The organism is Candidatus Limimorpha avicola (assembly GCF_056978975.1).
Map to the genome: position 1 here is coordinate 112,964 of NZ_DBMCYK010000003.1, position 26,587 is coordinate 139,550.

22 protein-coding genes and 1 pseudogene are annotated in these 26,587 nt (G+C 36.5%); 8 read left to right on the top strand and 15 right to left on the bottom strand.

Features of this window, described 5'->3' with window-relative positions:
- Positions 1 to 118 precede the first annotated feature (118 nt).
- Entirely contained in the window at positions 119 to 547 is a 429-nt protein-coding gene (locus ACZOVS_RS02540) for a Fur family transcriptional regulator (RefSeq protein ID WP_483995668.1), read from the top strand.
- Positions 548 to 553: 6 nt separating this feature from the next.
- Here ACZOVS_RS02540 and ACZOVS_RS02545 read toward each other — a convergent pair whose 3' ends face one another.
- Positions 554 to 1,249, bottom strand: a complete 696-nt coding sequence (locus ACZOVS_RS02545) for a response regulator transcription factor (protein ID WP_483995669.1) — start codon at positions 1,247 to 1,249, stop codon at positions 554 to 556.
- A gap of 493 nt (positions 1,250 to 1,742) precedes the next feature.
- Between ACZOVS_RS02545 and ACZOVS_RS02550 the strand changes: the two genes are divergently transcribed.
- Both ACZOVS_RS02550 and ACZOVS_RS02555 read left to right on the top strand, forming a co-directional pair.
- Complete coding sequence (locus ACZOVS_RS02550; protein WP_483995670.1) at positions 1,743 to 2,297, top strand: chromate transporter; 555 nt, start codon at positions 1,743 to 1,745, stop codon at positions 2,295 to 2,297.
- Positions 2,294 to 2,833 (top strand): chromate transporter, encoded by a 540-nt coding sequence (locus ACZOVS_RS02555; protein ID WP_483995671.1) that lies wholly within the window; start codon positions 2,294 to 2,296, stop codon positions 2,831 to 2,833. The genes ACZOVS_RS02550 and ACZOVS_RS02555 overlap by 4 nt, the downstream gene beginning before the upstream one ends.
- 245 nt (positions 2,834 to 3,078) lie before the next feature.
- Here the strand turns inward: ACZOVS_RS02555 and ACZOVS_RS02560 are convergent, their stop codons facing one another.
- Together ACZOVS_RS02560 and ACZOVS_RS02565 are read right to left on the bottom strand one after the other, a co-directional pair.
- Positions 3,079 to 4,053 carry an NAD-dependent epimerase/dehydratase family protein gene (locus tag ACZOVS_RS02560; RefSeq protein ID WP_483995672.1) on the bottom strand — a complete coding sequence of 325 codons (975 nt, stop codon included), beginning with the start codon at positions 4,051 to 4,053 and terminating at the stop codon, positions 3,079 to 3,081.
- 164 nt (positions 4,054 to 4,217) lie between these two features.
- On the bottom strand, positions 4,218 to 6,410 hold the full coding sequence (locus ACZOVS_RS02565; RefSeq protein WP_483995673.1) for a sodium-translocating pyrophosphatase: 2,193 nt from the start codon (positions 6,408 to 6,410) through the stop codon (positions 4,218 to 4,220).
- A gap of 163 nt (positions 6,411 to 6,573) precedes the next feature.
- On the opposite strand from ACZOVS_RS02565, the gene ACZOVS_RS02570 reads away from it, so the two are divergent.
- From ACZOVS_RS02570 to ybaK, 5 genes and pseudogenes are all read left to right on the top strand, one after another.
- A complete protein-coding gene (locus ACZOVS_RS02570; RefSeq protein WP_483995674.1) occupies positions 6,574 to 7,146 on the top strand; it encodes a bifunctional nuclease family protein in 573 nt (190 codons plus the stop codon).
- Between the two features lie 26 nt (positions 7,147 to 7,172).
- Complete coding sequence (locus ACZOVS_RS02575; protein WP_483995675.1) at positions 7,173 to 8,435, top strand: nucleoside permease; 1,263 nt, start codon at positions 7,173 to 7,175, stop codon at positions 8,433 to 8,435.
- 2 nt (positions 8,436 to 8,437) lie between these two features.
- The gene (locus tag ACZOVS_RS02580) at positions 8,438 to 9,265 is read left to right on the top strand and encodes a thymidylate synthase (RefSeq protein ID WP_483995676.1); all 828 of its coding nucleotides are present in this window, start codon (positions 8,438 to 8,440) and stop codon (positions 9,263 to 9,265) included.
- 6 nt (positions 9,266 to 9,271) lie between these two features.
- Entirely contained in the window at positions 9,272 to 9,772 is a 501-nt protein-coding gene (locus ACZOVS_RS02585) for a dihydrofolate reductase (protein ID WP_483995677.1), read from the top strand.
- 19 nt (positions 9,773 to 9,791) lie between these two features.
- Positions 9,792 to 10,273, top strand: a pseudogene (gene ybaK / locus ACZOVS_RS02590) (Cys-tRNA(Pro) deacylase).
- 328 nt (positions 10,274 to 10,601) lie between these two features.
- Here ybaK and ACZOVS_RS02595 read toward each other — a convergent pair.
- From ACZOVS_RS02595 to ACZOVS_RS02650, 12 genes are all read right to left on the bottom strand, one after another.
- Positions 10,602 to 11,201, bottom strand: coding sequence for a hypothetical protein (locus ACZOVS_RS02595; protein WP_483995678.1), 600 nt, complete (start codon positions 11,199 to 11,201; stop codon positions 10,602 to 10,604).
- Positions 11,202 to 11,468: 267 nt separating this feature from the next.
- Positions 11,469 to 11,714 carry a hypothetical protein gene (locus ACZOVS_RS02600; RefSeq protein ID WP_483995679.1) on the bottom strand — a complete coding sequence of 82 codons (246 nt, stop codon included), beginning with the start codon at positions 11,712 to 11,714 and terminating at the stop codon, positions 11,469 to 11,471.
- A gap of 127 nt (positions 11,715 to 11,841) precedes the next feature.
- Entirely contained in the window at positions 11,842 to 12,516 is a 675-nt protein-coding gene (locus ACZOVS_RS02605; protein WP_483995680.1) for an HdeD family acid-resistance protein, read from the bottom strand.
- A 15-nt stretch (positions 12,517 to 12,531) separates the two neighbouring features.
- Positions 12,532 to 13,164, bottom strand: a complete 633-nt coding sequence (locus tag ACZOVS_RS02610) for a DUF4230 domain-containing protein (RefSeq protein WP_483995681.1) — start codon at positions 13,162 to 13,164, stop codon at positions 12,532 to 12,534.
- Positions 13,161 to 13,739, bottom strand: a complete 579-nt coding sequence (locus ACZOVS_RS02615; RefSeq protein WP_483995682.1) for a DUF4230 domain-containing protein — start codon at positions 13,737 to 13,739, stop codon at positions 13,161 to 13,163. Before ACZOVS_RS02615 ends, ACZOVS_RS02610 begins: the two co-directional genes overlap by 4 nt.
- Before the next feature lie 99 nt (positions 13,740 to 13,838).
- The gene (locus tag ACZOVS_RS02620; RefSeq protein WP_483995683.1) at positions 13,839 to 15,590 is read right to left on the bottom strand and encodes a KAP family P-loop NTPase fold protein; all 1,752 of its coding nucleotides are present in this window, start codon (positions 15,588 to 15,590) and stop codon (positions 13,839 to 13,841) included.
- Between the two features lie 147 nt (positions 15,591 to 15,737).
- Positions 15,738 to 16,052: a hypothetical protein gene (locus ACZOVS_RS02625; protein ID WP_483995684.1), complete on the bottom strand. Its 315-nt coding sequence runs from the start codon at positions 16,050 to 16,052 to the stop codon at positions 15,738 to 15,740.
- A 56-nt stretch (positions 16,053 to 16,108) separates the two neighbouring features.
- Positions 16,109 to 16,474, bottom strand: a complete 366-nt coding sequence (locus ACZOVS_RS02630; protein ID WP_483995685.1) for a hypothetical protein — start codon at positions 16,472 to 16,474, stop codon at positions 16,109 to 16,111.
- Between the two features lie 1,034 nt (positions 16,475 to 17,508).
- The gene (locus ACZOVS_RS02635) at positions 17,509 to 20,064 is read right to left on the bottom strand and encodes a C10 family peptidase (protein ID WP_483995686.1); all 2,556 of its coding nucleotides are present in this window, start codon (positions 20,062 to 20,064) and stop codon (positions 17,509 to 17,511) included.
- A 215-nt stretch (positions 20,065 to 20,279) separates the two neighbouring features.
- On the bottom strand, positions 20,280 to 22,565 hold the full coding sequence (locus ACZOVS_RS02640) for a C10 family peptidase (RefSeq protein ID WP_483995687.1): 2,286 nt from the start codon (positions 22,563 to 22,565) through the stop codon (positions 20,280 to 20,282).
- Positions 22,566 to 22,594: 29 nt separating this feature from the next.
- Entirely contained in the window at positions 22,595 to 24,886 is a 2,292-nt protein-coding gene (locus tag ACZOVS_RS02645) for a C10 family peptidase (protein WP_483995688.1), read from the bottom strand.
- A gap of 57 nt (positions 24,887 to 24,943) precedes the next feature.
- The gene (locus ACZOVS_RS02650) at positions 24,944 to 26,212 is read right to left on the bottom strand and encodes an asparagine synthetase B (RefSeq protein WP_483995689.1); all 1,269 of its coding nucleotides are present in this window, start codon (positions 26,210 to 26,212) and stop codon (positions 24,944 to 24,946) included.
- Positions 26,213 to 26,587: the final 375 nt, after the last annotated feature.

A 26,587-nucleotide genomic window follows, 5' to 3' on the forward strand; every position in this document is an offset into this window, starting at 1 on the left:
AAACAATGTTTTTCATGAATCATCAACCCAAAACCAATTATCGAAAACATTTTTCATGTTTTTGAAATTCACTTGCAATGAATAATTCATAACTTTGCATATTAAATGTCAATTACAAATGAATTCAGAAGATTGTTGCAAGATAATGGAAGAAGCCGGAGTAAAGCCGACCTCAATAAGGATACTTGTTTACAAAACCATATCGACATTAAATAACACATTTAATCTCAACGATATAGAAACACTTCTACCATCGGTTGACAAATCAAGTATTTTCAGGGTATTAAGAACTTTTCACAACAATAATTTAATACACAGTATAGACGACGGCAGTGGTTCACAAAAATACTGTTTTTGTCACAAATACGGAAGTTGTAAAACAGAAGACAGACATTGTCATTTTTATTGTGAAACATGTAAAAAGACATATTGTTTTGAAAACGATTTGATTCCATCTATTGTGATACCTAACAATTTCAAAGTCAAAGAGATAAATTACATTATCAAAGGCATTTGTCCAGAATGTCGGAAACATCACGAACAGTAAGCATAATCATATATGCAGACAAAAGCCTTTACGGCGATATGTCTCAATTTTAATATTTGTAATCCCGCATTCAGAGATATTCTTGCGTAATTTACTCATCGTGACTTTTAGACCATTCATGGAATCATTCAATAATCTGTTGTTTTTCTTACATGTATCGATAATATTATCAAAAGAAACAATTTGGTTTTTCTTCTCGAGAAGATACTTTACTATCAAAGATTGAGTCGGTGTCATGGCACAAACTTTCATTCCCTGTTGTAAAGAATTAGAAGTAAAATCAAAAACCACATCATTTATCTTTTTAGATACAAGAACATTATTCTGTTGGCGTGTTTTACCGCGATAAGACAATATCAGATCTATGCGGGCTATCAGTTCACGAGGATCAAAAGGTTTGATAAGAAAGTCTCCACCTCCAATTTGCAATCCATATATCACATCATCGATACTATTATTAGACGACATAAAAATAACGGGAACATTATGACCTTTCATTCTCAGTTCTTCAACAATCTCGAATCCATCTTTTGAAATTCCCGATACATCAACCATAACAATATCTGGAATAACTTTCTCTATTGCATCACAACATGCACATTTATCATTGTATAATGTAGCCTCAATACCCACTGATTCCAAATCCTTTTTAAGAATCATTCCATGTATTTTATTCTCTTCAAATAGCATTACCTTTACCATACATCAATTGTTTCAAATTACACACAAAAAACAATAATATTGCTTATGTTAAAGCAATTAAAATAAATACATCAGTTGTGAATAGACAGTAAAACAATCCATGCTGACGAAACACAAGCAATAAAAATGTTTTTGCAAAATATTAACACTTTAATGAAAGAAAATTAAGAATACTGTAAGCCACATACATTTTTTCCGATGTCATTATTTATAAAAGCAGCCACAATTCTTACAAACAGTGAAATTGATTCTCAAATGTACAATTATTTTGTAATTGAAAATCAATATGGAATAATTCATAATCCTTTCTTTTCGAGGCGCAATTTACAACAATTTTCAATATATTGATGAAACAGACACAATTATTTCTCAAAAAAACGTCATTTTCAAACAAAAGAAAACAAAAACGACCAATATCTTTTATTACAAAAATGAAAAAACGCAAAAACTAAGTAAAACAAGATTATTTTAGTATTTTTGCAAAAAAAAGAAGATGTGTTTACAACTGTTTATCACCTTTTTCAATATAGGGGCATTCACTTTGGGCGGAGGTTATGCCATGCTTGAAATGGTAGAAAAGGCTGTTGTTGACCGCAGAAAATGGATAGACAAGGATGAGTTTTGGGATTTAATCACAGTAGTTCAATCACTTCCAGGGGTTTTTGCTGCCAACACTGCTTTATACGTAGGATATAAAATAAAAGGACTCAAAGGAGCAATAGCAGCATGTTTAGGTGCATTAATACCATCGATAGTAATAATTTTGCTTATCGCCATTTTCTTTACAGATTACAAAAACAGCGAAGTCGTTGAAAGTATTTTCAAGGGGATACGTCCTTGTGTTGTTGCCTTGATACTATCGCCTGCCATCAAGATGTTTTTTTCGTCCAAGACATCATGGTTCAGCATAACATTGCCCATTGTCACTGTAGCTCTGATATGGTGGTGTAAGGTATCGCCGGCATACATCATACTTGCTGCCATTGTTGGAAGTGTAATGTACGCAATATATTCACAAAAGAAGTTACAAAAAAACGAAAAGTCATGATTTATCTTCAATTATGCTGGGTATTCATCAAAATTGGCATTCTCGGGTTTGGAGGCGGATATGCCATGTTGTCGATGATACAATTCGAGATTGTAGAGCATCATGCCTGGATGACAGCCTCGGATTTCGCCGACATCGTTGCCATCTCACAAATGACCCCAGGTCCTGTATCAATAAACCTCGCCACATATACCGGTTATACCATCGGAGGTATTGCCGGCTCTTTATTATCGACATTCTCTTTAGTATTACCTTCTTTGCTATTGCTGTTCATAGTCTTGAAATTTTTATTGAAAAACAAGGAAAACTTTATAATAAAGACCACGTTGTCAACCATGAAGCCCATAATTGCGGGACTTATTTTGTCGGCCGCCATTTTGATGATGAACAAAGAGAATTTCGGAGATGTAGGTTTTGGAAAAAACAACATCAGTATCATAATATGTGCCATCACTTTCGCCGGTGTGTATTTTCTGAAAATCAATCCGATGTGGCTAATCTTAGCTTCAGGCGTTGCCGGTTGGCTGATATACTGAATCAACATACAAGCCATTATTCATTTACATGCAATGAAATGTTTTAAGAAAAAGAATATTTGGTCTGTATTATTTTTTGTGCTTATACCTATTCATAATTAACCATCCGTCATTTTTATGCAAAATTACCACTAAAACAGGTAGAGACTGTTTTCACTATTTATTTTAGTGTATTCAATAAAAATAATTTATAACCATACATGTTTTTATGATTAACGACTTTGTTCGATTATCTCATTTTAATGTTATAATTTATTATTTTTTTGAAACCATTCAATGGCATCAGTCAAAGCATATCGAACAGGACGGTAAGAGACATCCAATTCCCGAATCGATTTTTTATTGTCATAATAATTACCTACACATAACAAGCGCATATTTACCAAAGTCATATCATTATGTATGCCCAAACTGAAGAGGAAAGAGCCCAAAAAACCGACTGTCAAAAGCACACATCGAGGAAGGCGAATCAACAGGGGGTGCCTATCGGTCTGTTCAGCAAGCATTTCATAAAATTCCTTATAAGAAAGGTTCTCATTAGCCAACAAATAACATTCTCCATTACTTCCTTTTTGCAAAGCCTTAACAATTCCGTGTGCCACATCGCTAACATGAACAAAATTTTTACCTCCCGGCGGATAAAACAACATACGTTTACCATAACCAAACAATATGATTCTTCCGGAAGAAGGTCGGGAATCATAAGCACCCAACATAAATGTAGGACAGACAATTATTATTTCTATACTATCAATATATTTTGTCAGTCTTTTCACTGCTTCGACTTTACTAACGGCATAAGGAGATTTTGTAAATGGAAACCGTATCCGATGTTTCTCATCACCAGGAGTATTTTTGTCATTATATGCAAAAATATTGGCTGTTGCAACATATATTATTTTCTTGATTTTCTGCTCTATTGCAACACAAACCAACTGTTCCGAGGCAATAACATTTATTTTTTCATAACTTTCATAAGAAGATTTCTGATCAGTTTTAGCTGCACAATGTATCACATAATCACAATCCTGCATTGCGGCACGTAATACCGATGCATCGGTAAAATCGCCTTCTACAAGTTCCAATTCCGGATGCAACTTACCAATAAATGACATTCTATTGCGCAACAATCCTCGAACCTTATATCCTGCATCAAGAAATTCTGCAACTACATTAACCCCAAGAAACCCATTTGCACCGGTAATCAACACACGTTCCATCACTATTCAAGTATAATTTTAATGGCATCAACACATAAATAACAGTAAATATATAGATTTATGATGAATAAAATGGCATTTACAATAAAAAACAGGAATACCATAAGGCACTCCCGTTTTTTCAGATTATCATATTACGAAACAAATTCAACAGACAAGATTCGTCATAGTACACTAAATGCTACGGTAAGACCGGCCATTACGATGGAAACCATACTCATAAGTTTGATAAGAATATTCAAAGAAGGACCGGATGTATCCTTAAACGGGTCGCCAACCGTATCGCCAACAACAGTAGCCTTATGGTTAGATGAGCCCTTTCCTCCAAAGTTACCCTCTTCTATATATTTCTTGGCATTATCCCAAGCGCCACCGGCGTTAGCCATAAAGACAGCGAGAACAAAACCACAAGAAAGACCACCAATAAGAAGACCCAATACAGCAGCCACACCAAATAAAACACCAACCACAACAGGTGTTATAATAGCAAGTATTGAAGGGAACAACATCTCATGTTGTGCTCCCTTTGTTGATATCTCAACACAACGGGCATAATCAGGTTCTGCCTTACCTTCGAAAATGCCTTTAATCTCACGGAACTGTCTTCTCACCTCTTCCACCATTTTCTGAGCAGCACGCCCAACAGCATTCATGGTAAGACCACAGAATAAGAATGCCATCATGGCACCAATAAATACACCTATCAAAACTTTAGGATTCATCAAGTTGACTTGATAATATTCCATAAAGTCTATTAAAGAAGCATTGACAGTCTCAACAGTTCGAGTCCCCAAATCCAATGTCACAGTGCCGATACGTTCAAGAGCTATTTTTATCTCTTCCACATAGGAGGCAAGAAGAGCGAGAGCAGTAAGAGCTGCAGAACCAATAGCGAAGCCTTTACCTGTAGCAGCCGTTGTATTTCCAAGAGCATCAAGAGCATCGGTACGTTTACGCACTTCAGGACCAAGTCCGCTCATCTCGGCATTACCGCCCGCATTGTCTGCAATGGGACCGTATGCATCAGTGGCAAGTGTGATGCCAAGAGTAGAAAGCATACCGACAGCGGCAATACCTATACCATAAAGACCTAAAGAAAGGTTAGCAGCCGTAAAGAAATTCTTTACGTCGAAGCCTATGGCACAAAGATAAGAAAGAATTATTGCTGCACTTATGGTAATCACCGGCACTGCCGTGGACACCATACCAAGACCAAGACCCGAGATGATAACCGTAGCAGAACCTGTCTGAGAACTTTCAGCCACTTTCTGAGTCGGTCTATATGACTGTGAAGTATAGTATTCAGTAAACTTACCTATTATCACACCGGCGAGAAGACCTACTATGACCGAGAAAGAAAGGCCCAACCAGTTATTTATACCAAGTCCCCACAAAATAGCAAATGTAGCGATAGCTATAAGCACAGAGCTGAAATTAGTACCCTTGCTCAATGCTCCTAAAAGTTGTTTCATGCCGGCATCTTCATTGGTTCTCACGAGAAAGATACCTATTAATGATAACACTACACCAACAGCAGCAATCAACATAGGTGCAAAAACAGCTTTAAGTTGCATACCTTCTATTGCCGAAGTAGCGAAAGCGGCAGCACCGAGAGCCATGGTAGCAAGGATAGATCCGGCGTATGATTCATAAAGGTCGGCACCCATACCGGCTACATCACCCACATTATCCCCCACATTATCGGCTATAGTAGCAGGATTACGAGGGTCATCTTCAGGGATACCGGCTTCCACCTTACCAACAAGATCGGCACCGACATCAGCAGCTTTGGTATAAATACCGCCACCTACACGGGCAAACAATGCCTGTGTGGATGCTCCCATACCGAAAGTCAACATTGTTGTAGTAATGATGACAAGATTGTAATCGGTAAGATTTCTCAAAACAATAAACCATATACTGATATCTAGCAATGCCAATCCAACCACTATAAGTCCCATGACAGCACCTGAGCGGAAAGCCACCTTAAGACCGCTGTTCAATGATTTTCTTGCTGCATTAGCAGTACGAGCTGAGGCATACGTAGCAGTTTTCATACCAAAGAAGCCGGCGAGACCTGAAAAGAAACCACCGGTAATAAATGCAAACCACACCCATTCGTTCTGCAACCCGAATATAGCCATCACACCAAACAAGACGGCAAGAACAACAAAAACAATAATAACAACTTTATACTGTTGCTTTAAATAAGCCATTGCTCCCTTTCTTACGTGAAGAGCAATTTTTTTCATCAAATCGGTACCTTCATCTTCCTTCATCATTTCCTTATAAAACAACCAGGCAAAGAGTAAAGCCAACACCGAAGCCCCAAGTACGAGATAAATAATCCAATCCATACAGTAAAATTTAGTTAATAATACAATGTTTTTTAATATCTTACAATTTATTTCGACTGCAAAGTTGCATAAAAAAATATATTGACAAAGAAAAAACAAATAAAGTTTGCACATTTTAATATTTATTCTTGTTTATTTCGTTGTTTCTATATAATTTTGTAACATGATAAAGAAGTTGCTCGAAATAATAGGCATTACATACAGTCATTCTCAAAGCGGAGCTTACGCCTTGATATTGGGAGAAAAAGGCAGCAAAACAAGACTTCCGATAATTATTGGCAGTGCTGAGGCTCAGTCTATTGCTATTGCTATGGACCACATAGAAAACAGAAGGCCTCTGACACATGACCTTTTCAAGACTTTTGCTGACAATTATGGTATTTCACTTACTGAAGTGATAATAAATCATTTTAAAGAAGGCATTTTTTATTCCACCTTGGTGACCAAAAGCAACGACAAGGAATGTCTTTTAGATGCAAGAACGTCGGATGCCATAGCGTTGGCGATACGTTTCAAATGCCCGATATACACTGTACCACAAGTGTTAGAAGATGCAGGCATAGACATTGATGACCTTGATTTAGAAGAAGACAATGAAGATGAAATAGCATCAACGGATAATGAATACTATGCTTTTAGCACCGAAGAACTGCGCAAATTATTGGATGAAGCCATCGAGAATGAAGACTATGAATCAGCATCTTTGATTAGAGACGAGATAAAACACAGAGAATAATTTTTTTAGAGAACAATTTAACTGATATGAAAGGTATTAGGGTACGACTTACTGTCATGAATTTCCTGCAGTTCGCCATTTGGGGTGCATACCTCACATGTATGGGTTCTTATCTTGCAGAACACGGTTTAGGAACTAAAATAGGTTTGTTTTATTCGATACAGGGTATTGTGTCAATTTTCATGCCTGCTCTATTAGGCATCATTGCAGACCGATGGATTCAAGCTCAAAAGAGTTTGGGATTTTGTCATCTCATTTCCGGATTTGCCATGATAGCCGCCGGATATTACGGACTTAATGCCGGTAGCGATGTAGAGTTCTCGACTTTATTCCCTTTATATACTATAGGTGTAGCTTTTTACATGCCTACTCTTGCCTTGTCAAACTCCGTTGCATACTACGCTTTGGACAAGGCCGGTTTCGACACTGTTAAGGTCTTTCCTCCTATCAGGACATTCGGAACTATAGGTTTTATTGTATCCATGTGGGTTGTTGACCTTGCCGGATACCAAACCACAGCAGCTCAGTTCATTGTGAGTGGCGCCATTGGTATAATACTCGGACTGTACGCATTCACAATGCCTCATTGCGAGATAAAACAAGACATAGAGAAAAAATCATTGACAGAATCTCTTGGACTGAGAGCTTTTTCTTTATTCAAAGACCGTAAAATGGCGATATTTTTCATCTTCTCCATTTTATTGGGAGTGTCATTACAGATAACAAACGGATTCGCCAATCCTTTCATTACAAGTTTCGGGGCCATAGAAAAATATGCCGATACCTTTGGCGTACGTCATGCCAACATTTTAATATCGCTCTCTCAGATATCTGAAACGTTATGTATCTTGCTTATACCATTCTTCTTACGCAGGTTCGGCATCAAAAAGGTGATGTTGATAGCAATGGTAGCTTGGGCATTACGCTTCGGGTTCTTCGGACTCGGCAATCCGGGCAACGGAGTATGGCTGTTTATTTTGTCTTGTATAGTTTATGGTGTGGCATTCGATTTCTTCAACATCAGCGGTTCATTATTCGTTGACAAGGAAACAGATCCGTGCATAAGGTCTTCGGCGCAGGGACTGTTTATGTTGATGACAAACGGCATTGGAGCCACAATAGGGACATTGGCAGCACAAGTTGTTGTAAATAATTTTGTTGAATCACAGAGCGACGTTATGGCAAGAGCCGCCGGCTGGCAAACATCATGGTTTATCTTTTCTGCATACGCTTTGGTCGTAGCTATTGTATTTGCCATCGTCTTCAAATATAAACATGTAAAAGACTAACCATGAGACAATATCACGAATTATTGCGCACCATACTTGAACACGGCTGCCAAAAGGGAGACCGTACAGGAACCGGAACAATAAGCATCTTCGGCTATCAGATGCGCTTTAACCTGCAGGAAGGTTTCCCATTACTGACAACAAAAAAAGTGCATCTCAAATCCATTATTTATGAACTGTTATGGATGCTTAACGGTGATACCAATATAAAATATCTTCATGATCATAAAGTCAGCATCTGGGATGAATGGGCTAACGATGATGGTGAACTTGGTCCTATTTATGGCGCCCAATGGAGAAACTGGAATAATGAAGGTATAGACCAGATCAAAGGTGTGGTCGAAAGTATCAAGAATAACCCAAACAGCAGGAGACATATAGTAACAGCATGGAATCCCGGTGTCCTGCCTGATGAAAACTCCAAAGATTTTGCCGTCAATGTGGCACAAGGGAAAGCTTCATTACCTCCATGTCATGCGTTTTTCCAGTTCTATGTGGCAGATAACAAACTTTCATGCCAGTTATATCAACGAAGTGCGGACGTATTTTTAGGAGTGCCATTCAATATTGCTTCATACTCGCTGTTGACAATGATGATGGCACAAGTATGTGACTTGCAATTAGGAGAATTTATACACACTTTCGGTGATGTTCATATATACAACAACCATGTGGAGCAGGTAAGACTTCAACTTGGCAGAGTGCCTCGCCCATTACCTACAATGAGATTAAATCCGGAAGTAAAAGACATATTCAGCTTTGAATATGAAGACTTTACATTAGAAAATTATAATCCATACGAAGCTATAAAAGCTGATGTATCAAAATAAATTATCATGAAACCAAAAATTTCAGTAATAGCAGCAATAGCAGAAAACAGAGCCATTGGCAAAAATGGACAGCTTATTTGGCATATCTCAAAAGACTTGAAACATTTCAAGGAGCTGACAGAAGGCAAATGCGTGGTGATGGGACACAATACTTACGTGTCGTTACCAAAACAAAAGGCATTGCCAAACAGGCGCAACATCATTATATCAGACAGACTGGAAGAAGCTCCGGAAGGATTCGAATACGTAACATCTATCTCCAAAGCCCTCGAACTGTTGAAAAACGAAGACGAGATTTTCATCATGGGCGGCGGAATGATATATGAACAGTTTATTCCAAAAGCAGACAAACTGTATCTGACACGTATTAAAAAATCTTTTGAAGCGGACACATATTTCCCCATGGTTAACTTTGACGAATGGGAATTGACTGACATCCTTGTCATAGACGACGACCCTCAAGTGGATTTCTCATATCAATTTGAAACGTGGGAAAGAAAAAATTGATGAATTTCAATTTATTGAAGTGTCAAAACAGAAGATAAATAAGACCAATGTGGCGCGGATACTCGACAAGGCGAGCATCACATACGATTTAATACCTTATGAGGTTGACGAAAACGACCTAAGCGCCGTTCATGTCGCAACTCAACTTAATGAGAATATTGAATTGGTATTCAGACAATAGTACTTCATGGAGATAAGAATGGTTATCTTGTTTGCGTGATACCCGGAAATCTTGAGATAGATTTAAAGAAAGTTGCCCGTGTCAGCGGAAACAAAAAATGTGAGTTGATCCCTATGAAAGAGTTGTTACCTCTGACCGGGTACATACGCGGCGGATGTTCTCCGGTAGGAATGAAAAAGCAATTCCCCACTTTCATTCATGAGAGTGCCTTGTCGCATGATTTTATTTATGTCAGTGCCGGACAACGCGGACTACAATTGAAAGTGTCGCCAACCGACTTAGCTTCCATAGTAAGAAGTACATTTGCCGACTTGACATAGCAAATCAATATAATATTACCAACATATTGTAGAGGCGCCATGATATGACGTCTCTACTTCTTTGAAATCTGATGAATTATTATAAATTATTGATTATCAACACAAAATCACAACATAAACCATCTATATGATTTACTGACATATAAATTTGATTTTCAAGACATTATAAATGAAGTTAAAATTTTTGTCAGACAGTAATGACATTAATTAAACTTGAATTGTTGTCTTTTTGTAATTAGATTCTGCATCATCGCCTATTGCTATCGGACAAAACTGGCAGCATTACTTTCAAACATTAATACAACTTATTCTTTCGAGAAGAATTATATCAAAGAAGATCATGAGCGGATTTTTCTCTATGAGTAACATTCTCCAATAAAGTAAGACCATTTTTATCACCAATGACATAAACCACAGGAGGACTCCCGCAATGAACCAACTCATCCATAAAAAGAGGTTCACCAAACACAAACAGACTGCATTTAAAAATATCTCCGGCATTAAGATTACAGTTTAATGCTTTTTCAACTACAAAGCGCTGATTTCCCAAATATCGAAACAAGCAGTATCGATTAGGTCGCCAACCGACTTCTATAACATCTCCCTCATACAAAAGTTGACTCTGTATATAACGAGTGCATATATTTTCAGATTGTATTCCAATACAATTCAATTCATTTAAAAAATCATCCCAACCTCTGAAACCAATGAAACGTGAAAGCAAATCAAGTGTACTGTTACGTGTATTAAATGCTCCGTCAACATAAAACCAAAGCCTTTTCAATGTTGTTGAACTAATATTTTCATGCAGTCTTTCCCATATCATATCCACTAAAAAATCAAAATCTGCCGGTGTCTTCATTTTACGACCGACAAAAGATTCTATACGGCAACGTAATTCTGTTATTTCGGGACGATTCTTATTCATTATTTTAAAACATCACAATTTAAACCAATATTGATTTCAAAAAGCTTTTTTACATAACATTTTAATATTCAATAAAAATTAAACTCCAGAACAACAAGTAATTACTTAATTACCACATCATTATCAAGCCATACAATATCCTTTATTGAGAGTAATCTCAATATTATACTTCATCAAATAATGAACTAACCACACTATGGCTCAATCCATGAGGGCAGTCAAAGCATTGCCGAGATTTAATTCTAAACAACTCGCCATAACAGACGGTTATTTCTTCTCTCGTTTAAGCATTTCTTTAGCGTTTTCAATCTGTCTTTTTAAAGACTCTATTTTATTGTCATGATAGGCGGTCTTGTCCACCTTATTTTTGCGATATAAAGCTTTACTTGAAGGAGTGGAAGCCTTTTTTATCATATCTGAATAATGAGCATTATCTTTTTTCTTAGCTTCTTTCTCCTTGTCTAAAGCAGCGCGCAAATCAATGATTTTCTTTTTATAATATTCTTTACTCATACGTTAACTTGTATTAGCTGAATTCAATTATGAGTGCGACAGAATCCATACTGAATAATTAAATCTATCATTTACGATAAAACATATTTCCACAATCACATTATAGAATACATTCAAACACGTCATTTCAAGTATTCATCTTGTCCTTAATACCATTGACGACATCAGTCATCGAGCCGGCAGCATCCATTATTTCGCCGGTCACCAGAGATACAGTATCTTTCACGAACAACAATTTCTTTCCGATAACGGTAGTCTCAATACAGCCGAAAATACCGTACAGCATAAGAATTACGCCTGAGATAACAAAAATCACATTTGTTGATTTTGCCGGATAGAAGAACATTCCAACGCCAAGAAGGACCATTATTACCGGAAATATATACATGCTTTTGGACAATTCAATCTCTTTTCTTTTCTTAAATAAAGAAATTATGGAATACACTCCAAGAGCACAGATAACTGCTCCGAGAATAAACTGAATAAACCCGAAGAAAAACTTTGGAAAAATAATCATAAGTATTCCGAACAACAATAATGCACCACCAGAAATACTATATACCTTTTTCTTAACTGAAGTTGCATTTCCAAACAAAAACTTTATATAGAAAAAAATTCCAATAAGAATCAAAACAACAGCTAAGATCTTTATAATTATTTCTTTTACGATGCCAGGCCAGAATGTAATAAACACTCCAGCACCAAATAACAACACGCTTAACACATAGCCTAAAACTCGACTTGTTTTGGCAGAAGCATGTTTATTAGATTTCACTTTTTTCCTGGTATTTGATTTTTTCATATCATTACTCTTTAATTAATTTGTAGAAGGTTGAATTGTAAGATACACCTGACTGAATCCCAATGATAAAAAAAGGTTCTGCAACTTTGCGACACCTGTTGTTTCAGCTTTTTTCACCAAGTCGTAATCAAGAGCATTTTTCTCAAGGTTATGTTTTGCTTCCGTTTGCAATTCGGTGACCTGTTCATGTTTCCATGAGCCTTTCTCCACATAGACTTCATAACCGGAAGGATTTATAATTATATCAAATATTTCTGCCTGAGGTAATTCCATATTCAAAGTATCGCCATTAACATGGATTTTATTTACATCAATTTTGGATAAATCATAACCGGCACTAACCTTTCCGTAAGCAATAAGCACTATTTCGTCCATCACTTCTTCATTTGAGACTTTATTTGAAAGGCGACCAATACGCGAGTCATTAAAATCGCTTCTTTTACTTTTGGTAATTACCATTTTTTCATAGTAACATACGCATGTAAATTCACCTATCTTCTTTATCTCCTCAATCACATTGGCAGTTTTGTCTATTTTCACTTCCTTACGGAACAAAGAGAAATTAGGAAACAGACCAAAATGCCGAGCCAGATAGAAGCCGCCGGCCAATATTATCACCAAAATCACAGTTCTCAATATAGTTTTCATAATACTTCCTCCTTATCTTCAAATTTAACCGTTACTTTTTCAAACCCCAACTGATAAAGCATTGCTGAGAAAAAACCCGAAGCATTACTTTCTGCATCTGCCAATATTCCCATATTACCAACATCGGCTATAATATCTGCTTCACCCTGTTTCAACAATTCATTACGTTCTTCAGCAGAGAACGAACTGCGGAAAAATGATACTGAGGAATACTCCAACACCACTGCTTCAGCAGGCATATTGATAGACAGCAGTTTTGCATGTGGCAATGTAACCTCAACAGCCTTATCAGCCTTGTCGATAATCACATCCTCATCCGAAAGTTTTCCGAGGTCAATTCCAGCCTTGAGATAAGCAGTGCATGTAAAAAGAATTTTTCTATCCCCAACAGTGTACCATTGAACATCACTTGCTTTAATAACCTTTTTCACAGTGTATTCCACTGAACCAAAATCCGCCATTTCTGACATTTGCTGCATTCTCGTCTTCAAAGATTCCTCCAAAGGGTTGTTACACCCGGTAAGAAGCACTGACAGCAGCATAAACACAACAATTGTTTTTAATTTTGATGTCATAATTAGTTTTTTAAATTGATGAGTTCTATCAAATTCAGACTCAAAATCAAACAGTAGAACTCATTGCCTGTCTGAATTGAGTTTCAACAATTTTTACAATCACGAGACGGTTTCTATGTCATAATTAAATTTGCTTTTAACAACATCCAGAAGTTTGGCAAAGACAGCAGGTTTACCCTGTGATGTAGTAGGCCAATTTGAAGATATGAGAATCTTCGCATCTTTCAACTGAATAGCATCGCTTTCATCTTTCTTTCCATAAAATGGGACCTTTCCATCTCTATCCAACAGAGCCTTGTAATCATCATATTTCATAAAATGAGCATCCATATTTTTCATAGCGTTAAAATCGGATCTCAACTGTTCTACTGTCAAATCAGGATGTAATGAAAGATGATATAACACCAAGTCACGTACCAGTTGCACTTTCTTTGTATAGACCTTACCATTGAATCTGTAATCAGAGGTATCTCTGTTAAACTTCTTTTTGACAGGACCATCAAAAGCTTTAAGATTTGTAACAGCAGACAACTCTATGGTAGTTGAAATAACATTTCCAATTTCCTTGTCGTCACCTATCAATTCTGCAATCTTATTCAACAATGAAGATACGGAGAACACCCGGTTGCTTAAATACGTTTCTTTTTGACACATTCTGAAAGTGATTTTCTCCCACTCTTCATCAAATTCATCAATAGCATCCAATGACTCTTTTTCCTCTTCAGTAAGATTTCTCAATTTAAGTTTAGAAGCAATTTTCTCGTTCCATTTTTTAAAATCCGGTTCTTCTGACAATTGATTATAGATATACGGATAAGCAATCTGCATGCAGACCAAAGAGAAATTAAGCAATTTGGAATTAATTGAAGTAGAGGACGTATGTCCTTGTACATCATTTATTATCGATATCAACGACAAAGTATTCATAAGACGTTTAAGCGACCTTGGATTAGATCCCACAGAAAGTCTGGCTATCTCGGAAAGATTTTCGGCGAGTTCAATATCCTTAAGTTCCTCAGGAGTAAAAAACTCTATGGTATTCAAAGCATCTACGAGGAAGGTATCCACATTATACGAAGCTATTGGCATGGAGAATGGCAGTTGTATGATTTTATCGAAAAAAGATCTAAATTCACGTTCATTTCTATCGGTCAATTCTCCGAATTTAGGTTTAAGTCCTTTTATGATGACATCATAGTCAATAGCAAGAATAAACACACAATTTTCTATGTCGAAAATATTCTTAAGAAGTTCCAATATTTCAACAGCCACGGGAGGGTCGATACGGTCCAAGTCGTCAATATAGAAAGTAAATCCGACCTTTGAATTGTTTAAAGACAATGCTTCTTCTATCAATTTCTTAATTTCTTTTTTCAATGCCAAAATAGAAGATTCGCCTGAGGTATCAAAGCCAAACACTTCATCGACAACGCCGCCATCTATACCCACAGTACCAGCTGCAATTTTAGTCCCTACAGATGCCATTTTCTTAAACAGTCCACCTATTTTCTTTTTACTTTCCTCCCATTTATGTCCGGGATTAAGTTCTCCTATTTGACCTATAATACCTTCAAGAATAGCAATGATAGCCTGATTAGGAGTATTCATAAGAGAATACTGCCATGTGTTTATCCAAACAGGATAGAATAAAGCATCATCTTTATCGCACAAATTGTATCGAAGCATATTCATCAATGATGTCTTACCACTACCCCATTCTCCCTGAAGTGCTATTGTAATAGGTGTATCTGTCAATTTAATAAACTTTATCAATGCATCCTGATACACCTGAATACCGAAAAGGTCATTCTGTGAATATTGTCTTGGAACATCTATTACACTTGATTTCATAAAATTAGTATTTTTGTTTCATCTTCGGATTTTAGTCATACAATATCAAGGATAAATTTGATATTATATTTATTTCAGAATTAAAAACTTAAAAACTGATAATGACAGGATAGAATCATGTCATATCAGTTTCAGAGTCTCTATAATTTATTTACCGGCTGCAGAAATAGTAATATCATTGTCAGCCAAAGCCGAGTTATCTGCATTTGCCACCTGAACACCTATTCCATACAATTCTGCAATTTTATTCTCGAAATTACCAACTTTAATATTGCCTTTCACAACAAGTTCACCACCTTTTGTACCTTCAGCCCTTATAGAGGCGAGTGTTGCATTTTCATCAGCAAAAGCGCCTTTGCAAGTAATACTCTTATATACTCGCAAAGTGGCACCAAAAGAATTTTTGAAATTTTCTTTCAATGTTTTGACCTTCATACGGCCATCCAATTTAAACTCTGCCATAACTATTAAAATTTAATCTTGCCTACTCTAATCAGGATTTTCGGCATTCTCCTTGTTTATTTTTCACCGCGAGCAGCCTGCCCAATGGTAAGGTTATTGTCCACGCATACCTTTCCTGCAGGATCTTTAATCTGTACCGTCAAACCGAAAACAGTATCAAACAGTTTTTCAGCATCGCCGACTTTCATTGAAGCTTTAATATTCAATTCCGTCTTGGTAGAAGATTTTACTTCCTTAGACGTTAACTGACTCAACTGTTTTATTGTCATTTCCGGATCTGCCAATTTATTTCCTTTATAAACTGCCAGAGTACAACCAAAAGTTTTCTTGAAATCATCACAAATAGTCTTTAACTTTTTGTTTGGAGCCACAGTAAATTCTGCATTCTTAAAGTGGTCTTTCAAATTATTCAATATTCCCATAATAATTTAATTTAAATGATTATTAAATAGTTTTATATTTCTTCTATGTCATTTAAGTTCCAGTTGTTCTGTAGAAACTTATCTGTTCAATTTATGATTATACAAGAAAAGCCTGCTATCCAAAACAGGACAACAAGCTGAAACAATCAGGCATTTCAATCTTACGACAACGCTCTGAAACTTTATAAAATATTGATTATAAACCGAAAAATAATCTATAGAGGCAGAAGGTTATGGGGGAGGGTAATGGTTAAATAGGCAATAAACCTAATATTGCCTGATAATAATAACTTTCCCCATATTACTTTCATAATGACATATTTGAATTGCAAATATATAATAATTTTTAATAATCATCAATTTTTTAAGATTATTTTTTATAATTTTTCTTTTAATAAGACAATAAAAACTCCAAATTAAGATCTGTCAATATATTATACATTTAAATCGTATTAATAAATCCTATCAATATTTCAACCATATTTATTATGAACTGTTTCCATTTGACAACAATATAAAACTCATTTATAACAAACAAAAAATATAAACGCCGTTTTTTTAATTTATTGAACTAAAGTTTTTATTCTCCATATTCCAATAATCATCAAAAAGTGATACAATTATCATCTAAATTACAAATGAAGGATTAAATTCATGAACATTACAGAAACATCCTCTACACCATACATTGAAACATCTTGATCATCAAATAACAACCAACAATTGCAAAAACTCTTTTTCATTTAATTGACATTTCAATCTATCAATTGTATCGTACAGTAATATTCATATTATATTTCGTAGAATCTGACAAATATGTCAAACCATCATAAGTTTGACTTTTCATCGACTATAGACATTAATTTTTGAATTTGATACTGTATTATACTGAAATTAAGAACAACAAACTAAAACTGCGGTTTATTTCCATCTATCACAGAAACTCAAAAGACTTCACATATTAATAAAAAAAGTGTATGTCAAATGGAAGACACACACTTTTCAAAGACAAATAAATATAATCTATTAATAAATTAACGAATAACAGAGATTCTTCTTGAAATCTCACCATTTATCGTAGTAATACGAACGATATAAACACCAGATTCCAGGTCACTCATATTGATAACAGTTTCATCAGCAGCTACATTATTTTCATAAATCATCTGACCCACGACATTGAACAAAGAAACGCTTGTAATACCCTCTGCCTTAACTGTCAAGTTATCTTTCACCGGGTTTGGATAAATGCTTGCGTTTAAAGTTTCATTTTCGCTAACACCTGTCAGTGAATAGAATATTTTGACAAAATACTCATAATCGCTATACAATGAATTAGCAGGAGCTGAAGTACAATCTATATTTTGATAGTAGGCATAAACCATATAGCCATACCAATGACCATCTTCAAGATTTGATGTTTCATTATAAACAGTTTGATTAGCATTTACTAATTTAACACGACTCCATTCTCCGCCATCAATATTTCTATAAATCATATAACCGCTCAGACCTTCCATATTTTCAGGAGCCACCCATGTAAGTTTTGGTTTTCCGTTGGTATTTAATTCATACCATAAATCCGATGGAGCATCGCAACCTTCTCCTACATTGGCACAAGCTTCATTTGTAGGTGCCGATTCTCCTGAGGTAGTAAGGACTCTAACCTCATAGCAATGACCGCCAATAGTCTCCGGAGTATCGGCAAAAGTTGTTTCTTGAGTCAAAGCGATAAGCAAACCGTTACGATAGATATTATAACCATATCCAATATTACTTACTCCATCCCACGACAAGTCAACCTGTTCTCCATTATAATCTGCCAACAAGTTAGCAGGAGCTTCAGCAGGAGCTGTACCACCGCAAGTATTCTCCACAGTAACAAAGACTCCGGCTGACAATTCATCAGAACTGCCCGAGAAATTATATACTGTATTATTATCTGAGTCTTTAATTATTATTGACATATTGTTAATTGTTTGGGTTGGTTCTCTCCAAACAAATGATGAAGTTCCAAGAGGCATATCTATTGTAGCCTGTGTCGGTGAAGAGGATGTTGTGGTAGCAGTAGCAATAAGCTTATCCTGAGCGTTATAAACAGCAACCTTACCATCACTCCAACCTTGGAATGCAGATGACGTCATAGTAATAGTCCATTCACATGTAGGACCAAAAATTGCATTGGCCAATGCCACATTACCCGGAGCATCTTCAATAACAGCATATACTGAATATTTAAAGATACTATAACAAGGAACGTTTTCATCGACAAAAGACATCTGTTCCCCAGGTTGTACGTTATCCTGAGTATAAATAATGTCATTATCTCTCTTTACGACAATAGAATTTATAGTACTAATACTTTGATTGTTTATTTTCATTGTAGGATTAGTCCATGACACTGTTGCTGTGAGAGCCTCATCATCAGGGACGGATACACTGATATTAGTAGGAGCCTGAGCTGTATTGGCATACATTTCGGAAGGCATAAGGTTAAACAAAGCTCTTTGGCTACTACTATAATCCATAGCATCACACGCAAAGAAACCGTCATCAGCTCCACCCCAACCCCAGTTGAAGTGCATAAAATCGTTATCATCATAGCCGTCACAAACGAAAGCATGACCATAATTCCCATCAACGCCGGCATAATAAATAGGACGACCTGCATCGAAAGAAGCCTTCAACATCTCATTCCATGCATCAAGAGTATATGAATACCTTGATAAAAGAACAGACGGACCATAACCAAAATATGAACTCATAGCCTGTGATACATCTTCAGAATAAGCGCCACTACCATCCGGAGCGAATTGCATATCAACTGAGACTGCACAATGATACAAGAGAGTACCGACAGCCTCAATTTGTTCCTGTGTTGAATTATTACCGAGAGACACCGGCATATTATCCCAATCGTATGTCGTCTCACCGAAATTGGCAGATTGTTGACCATAACCTGCGCAGTTATACGAATGCGAACCTGTACCCTGTATTGGATGCTCCCAATATTTCATAACCTGTCCCATGGCTGTAGCGACACAACCTGCATAGCAACGACCGCCGGGACCGCCGGTTGCAGCCGGAGAATAATAATTATACGGACTGTCCTGATTCCATTTTGTCTGAACAAGAGGTCCTACGGTATATCCCTTATTTTCAGGAACAAGTTTACCTGTTTCTTTCAGATTGTCCCATTCTTTTGAAATCCAAGTTTCCGGAGTTTGAACATTTTCCAAAGCGTAGCTGATACTTTCCTGATATACGCCAAGGAAATAACCTAATCCGGGAGCCACATTGTCGATATCAAAAGCATTTTCTAGTGAATAACCAAGTATAGGACGTACAAGATCACTTGCCGACACTAAAACAAAGCCATTATCTGACACATTGAATACATACAATGCAGGTTCACCATTGTCAGCATTAACTGTATAAACCAGATTCATGTCCGAACTCTGTCTGTCTAAATCAAAATTAGCCTGAACAAATTTTTGTCCCAGCGATTTTGCCACCTCCACACTGATGGGCGCTGCGAACAGATTACTCATCATGAGGATCAAAACAACCATTGATAATAATTTTCTCATAAGTTTTAAATTTATTTAAGTTTCTAATCAAATCAATCAAGTTTGCAAATATACTACTTTTTCGTTAAAACTTTCAAACTAATATCTTTTTTTTAACAAGAAAATAATACTAATCTCGTCAAGAATATATTTTTAATTATAAATCAGTAATTTAAATACAAACGGTGTGCCAATCTTTTCAATTTGACACACCGTTATACAAAAAACATAATTATTTACTCACCAACTGCTACACGTTTCACTATTTCCTTACCATGAAGCATCACTTTCACAGTATAAAGTCCATTATTAAAACCTCTCATATCCAATAAATAATGTTCAGTGTCAACATCGGAGTCAAAAACCATCTGTCCGAGTACATTATAGACTGTTATACGACTCATACCTTCTGCAACGACATTAAGAAAACCTTTTGCCGGATTAGGATAAACAGCAACCATCACACCGTCAACCTCTTCAGCCGAAGTAACATCCACCATGACATAATCACTTGTCAAATCTGGATTCATAGCAAAATTAGATTCACAATAACTATTATAGGCAGTCACTTTATAATAATATGTACCTGCTTCTACTACATCGAAATACTCATGTTCTGTATTATCGACTGTAGCAACGACCTCATAATCTATACCATCATTACTTCTATAAACCTTGAATGATTGAGGTTCTCCTCCTTCTTCCCATGAAACGAGTGCTCCAAATACGCCGTCAACATAATGATACTCGGCTGTGATATTCTCCGGAGCCTTACAGCCTTCACAATCGTTTTCACCATTATAAATAACGTTATCAAGACTTGAAGATGATCCAGAGAAAGAATATTCTGTATTATTTGAAGAATTTTTTAAGACTATAGACATATTAGAGACTGTTGCAAGTGGGTCAATCCATTTAAGTGAGAAAGCACCTTCAGGCATAGAAAACGTAACACTGATAGGTGTTGAGCCGGTCATTGTCACCTCATTAAAAACAGTTCCATTGGCGTCGAGAATTTGAACAATACCACCATTCCAGCCTTGGAAATTATTTGTAGTTCCAATAATTTTCCAGGTACAAGTAGGACCATAAATGCAACTAGCATTAGAGAAACGACCTTTAATACCATCATTAACAGCATAAATTTGATAGTTATAACTACCATATTCGTCAACTTCATCAATAAAGTTCATTTCTGCACCGGGTGTCGGATTATCTTCTGTAAAAATAACTTCACCATTTCTCATTAGCACGATTTGAGATAAAGACTCAAGTTGGATACCGGTAGGATTAGTCGTAGGATTAATCCAACTGACAACAGCGTTTTTAACATAAGCATTTTCCGGTGTTACTGCAAAATCAGAAACAGCTGCCGGCATCATATCGAACACATAATCAGGAACCATATCAAAATAAGCAGCTTGATAATCATTAAATGTCTGACCATAAACATTCAATGCATCTATAGCAAAATAACCATTATTATATCCGCTCCACCCCCAGTTGAAATGGAAATAACGGTTCTCATTATAGCCATCGCAAATAAAGGCATGCCCTCCAGTATTCCCGCTTCCGGAATAATAAGCAGGCATCCCCTGGTCAAAATTATTTATCAGCATGTTTTCCCATTCATACTTGGTATAATCTTCTCTATCTTCATATCTACTGCTTTCTGAATAATTAAAATACGTTGTAATGGCATCATAAACATCATTGGAATAGGCTCCGCTGGCATCAGGACCATATATCATATCTACACTGACACCACAATGATACATAAGTGTAGCTATAGCATTTATCTGGGTTTGTGATGAACCGGCACTGATGCTGTTGGGCATATTATCCCAGTCATAAACCGTCTCGCCAAAATTTGCCGTTTGTTGGGGATAGCCTTCAGGTGTATATGAATACGAGCCTTCTCCTCTTTCAGGATAGTTCCAAAACTTCATCACCATACTCATTGCAGTGGCCACACAGCCGGCATACACATGACCTCCGGGACCCATATAATCTACAGGACATAAACTATTATATGGATAATCCTGATTCCACATAAGCGATACAAGAGGTTCCACAGTTCTTAATAACGGCATCTCAGTAATAACACCTTTACCCAAGACAAGATTCCATTCATCAATAATATCCTGTGTGGCTATTCTATCATTTTCAATAATATCAGTAATAGTCGAGGCATAATGTTTCATATAATATTCCAATCCGTCAGAAATATTATTCACATTAAAAACCCCTTCTTCAGAATAAGCAAGTACCGGTTTCACCCTATCGTCAGCAGAAATCATGACAAATCCATCATCATAATTAAACACATAAAAACATGTATTTCCATTATTGTCATAATAAGTATAAACCAAGTCGAGAGTTTTTAAAGACCTTGCCGACTCTATATTGGTTTTCAAATACCTAACACCAACCACCTCAGCCATTTTAACATCAACAGGATTGGCAGCAAGATTACACACTGTCATAAGCAGTACAACAAAACTAAATAAAAATTTCTTCATATTCACTATTTATTAAACTAATAATTTATTTATCGGTTCAAAACAACTCTTTTTGTAAAACAACTATTTCCATTCATAATACGAATAAAATAAACACCATTTTCAAAGGCACTCATATCAAGGATCACTTCATCGCTTTTACAAGCAATTCTCCCAACCATTTGACCTACAAGATTATAAACCTCAACTGATGTTATATTGTCATTTTTTATCATAAGCTCTCCATCAGTAGGATTAGGATACATTGAGATATTATCTAAAGGTTTTTCTACTGAAGAAGTCACTGTCACGACAACGAAGTTTTCGCCGTCAGGTGTCATTGCAGGCTCAGATTCACAATATTCATCCTCCATCTGATACGTGGCACATATTCTATAAAAATAGGTATCGGGATCTGTTTCGTCAAAATACTCATAATCAGATGTCGTTGTTGATGACACTGTAGCAAGAAGATAATAGCTTTCATTATCATTACTGCGATATATATTGAAACCCGTAAGATAGTCTGCGGACAACGACCATGACAAAAAGGCACCAAAACCATCATCATTCCATCGATATTCACCTTCAAAATCAATCGGTGACATACAATTCAGTGCATTATCACAAATATTGTCGAAAGAGAACAAGAATCCTTGAACCAAAGAGTCCGGAGAAGCGAACAACTCATTATTAACAGCATCATAAATTGTAAAAGATATTTCATTGTCGTCCATAGCCGAGAACCAGCCACTATTCCAATAAAATGACAACTCACCTTTAAGCAGAGGCACTACACGAGTCTCATCGCCACCGTTTTCCAACTCCACGACAGCTATTCTTCTGCCGGATTCCACCACAGAAACAGACGCACCTCTCCATCCATTGCCGCCGGCATCATTTAGTTGGAATATCACATCGCACTTCTCGCCTACCATGACAGATTTATATTCAGTATCAGAAAAACCAGCATCATTTTTCACCAAGACGGAATATTCATAAACACCCGGTTCAAGACCTTCATCAACAAAAGACATAATATCTCCGGGAGTCACATCAGCAAATGATGCAATTTGCTGAAAATCACGGCGCACGATAATGCTATCTATGGAATTAAGAGCATTACCGTCAAGAGTGAGGGTAGGATTAGTCCACTGTATGGTAACATTTCTATTGTCGGAAGATTCCTCCAAAATAACATTTTCTGCCTTTTCCGGACGATTAAAATATTCGTCATCACGAGGATAGCAATCAAAGATAGCGGAGTTCCATGTATTGAAAGCATAACGAGTAGTGTTAAGAGCACCTATGGCGAAATAGCCGTTATCACGTTTACCCCATCCCCAATTAAAATGGAAAAAGTCATTTTCGTCATAACCGTCACATACAAATGCGTGTCCACCCTGACCTGCATCATCAGAGCCGGAATAATAAAGAGGTCGCCCTTCATCGAGCTCGTCTTTCAACATATTTTTCCATGTATTATTATCATAAAAATCCCTATACTTCAATTGCACAGCATTTGAATAATTGAAATAATTTTCAAGAGCATAAGGGACATCTTCGGAATATGCGCCACTTGCAGTAGGTCCATACATCATTTCGACAGCCACGCCGCAATGATGCTGCAGTTGAGCTATATAAAATATCTCTTCATCAGTACTTGTAGAATCGAGGGCATTGGGCATCATTTCGAAATGATAATCAGTCTCGCCGAAGTTAGCATATTCTGTAGGATAATAAGGGCCCCAACCACCCGGAGTATAGCTATGCGAGCCATTTCCCGTCTCGGGGTAGTTCCAATATTTCATCACCTGCGACATTGCAGTAGCTACGCAACCGGCATATACATGACCATTAGGACCCTCAGGATCTTCAGGACATTGGTCATTATAATATTCATTTTGATTCCAGGTCACTTCAACCAATGGAGTCACACTTCTATTATTACGCTGTTTCATTATGCGACCTGTTGATTTCACCAAATCCCATTCCGCCTCAATATCAGATGAACGTTCAACATGATTATCTCTAATATATTGAATTTCATCTCTATAGCTACGCATTACAGACATAAAGCTTTCAGCTGCTGTTGTAGCATCAAAAACGCCTTCGGTAGAATAGCCGAGGACTGGTTTAACATTATCATCAGCAGATACAAGGACAAAACCGGAATCATTGACATTGAACACATAGACAGAAGGCATTCCATCAGCATCATTAAGAGTATAGACCAAACTTACATCAGCTACATTTCTCATCTTGGCGCTCTCCGTCATAAACAATCTAGCTACATTTTCAGCTGTGATAACATCGACATTTTCAGCCAAGATATTTGTCACACAAACATTCAATGCACAAAATAAAAATAAAACATTTTTTTTCATTTTAAATATACATTACGTTTTTTGTTTTTTCTTTTTAGCAGCAGGAAACAGAACATTGTTAAGTATCAAACGATAGCCTGGAGAGTTGGGATACATATCCAATTCTGTAGGAGGGTCTCCGACGAGATGGCGATAATCCTCAGGGTCATGTCCACCATAAAAAGTCCAAAAACCATTGCCGAAGTTCCCATGAATATACCTATCTTCACCTATTGCAGCATTATCACCTAGCACGATTACAGTAGGTTTAACGAATCTCTTGTCGAAAGCCGTTGTCTGTCCCATAAAACCTTTTATAAGCCGTTCATGACATTGTGTCAACATAGTAGGAACTGGGTCCCATTTTGCAGAAAAATCGAACAACAGGAAAAAATCATTATTTTCTTTTATTGACTTAGGACGTCGCTCCGTAACATCAATATCAGAAATCTCATATTCCTGAGGATTTTGAGAGACTGTAAAATCAGTAAAGGCAAAACAGTTGTCATAATTAAGGCGCGAAGGGTCGCCTGACTTTATCGGGTCACCATCGAACATCACGTCACAAATATCGAGGCCATCAGCTGCGAGAGCCACATCGTAACTATCCGGAGCAGAACACATGGCAAAAAGGTAACCTCCGCCTGCGACAAAGTCACGTATTTTTTTCGCCACCGCAAGTTTCAACTGAGACACTTTGTTAAAGCCATGACGTTCAGCTATTTTCTTCTGTTCTTCAACATCATTCCGGTACCAAGGATAATTTCGGTAGCGAGCCCAAAACTTGCCAAACTGACCTGTAAAATCCTCATGATGCATGTGAAGCCAGTCGTATGTAGGCAACACACCATCCAAGACCTCGTCATCATATATCAAGTCATAAGGTATCTCTGCATACGTCAGTACCAAAGTCACCGCATCATCCCACGGCAAAATGTTTTTAGGAGCATACACAGCAAGACGAGGCACCTTTTGCAGTTTCATCTCATCCATATTAGCCTGAGGATCGGCAATTTCTGCAAGAATAGCCTCTGCCTGAACGTCTGCAATAACCTGATATGACACATTGCGCAACTTACACTCACGTTCAAACATCTCATGATAAGGAATCAGATAGCTGCCGCCCTTATAATTCAACAACCAACTTATCTCAACTTCCCTTTCAAGAACCCAATATGCGACGCCGTATGCTTTAAGATGATTCGATTGCGTTTCATCCATTGGAATAAGAATGTGGGCAGCATAAAGATTTCCTACCAACATTACATTGATTATCAATAATATCAATAACTTTCTAATCATCTTTCTTTTATTTCGCAAATATAAGCTTTATTTTAGAAATATCACAACTTTTAATACATATTTTATAAAAATTCATGAAAACATCTTATTAAATCGCCCTATTGCCACATCTTGAATCACAATATAACATTCAATTTATTAATAAAAATATCATAATTATAACGTAGCTAAATCAACAAATAATTGAAATATATTTTATGTCACATTATCATTTTAAACAAATATTATTTATATTTGCAATTATTAATATTAAATTTATAAATATTAAAAACATCTATCGGTTAGTCCATATATAATAAAGAGAGAACAATACATTATATAAAGCATTTTTATATTTTCAAATTTAATATCAAAAAAGAAGATTTAGATAATCTA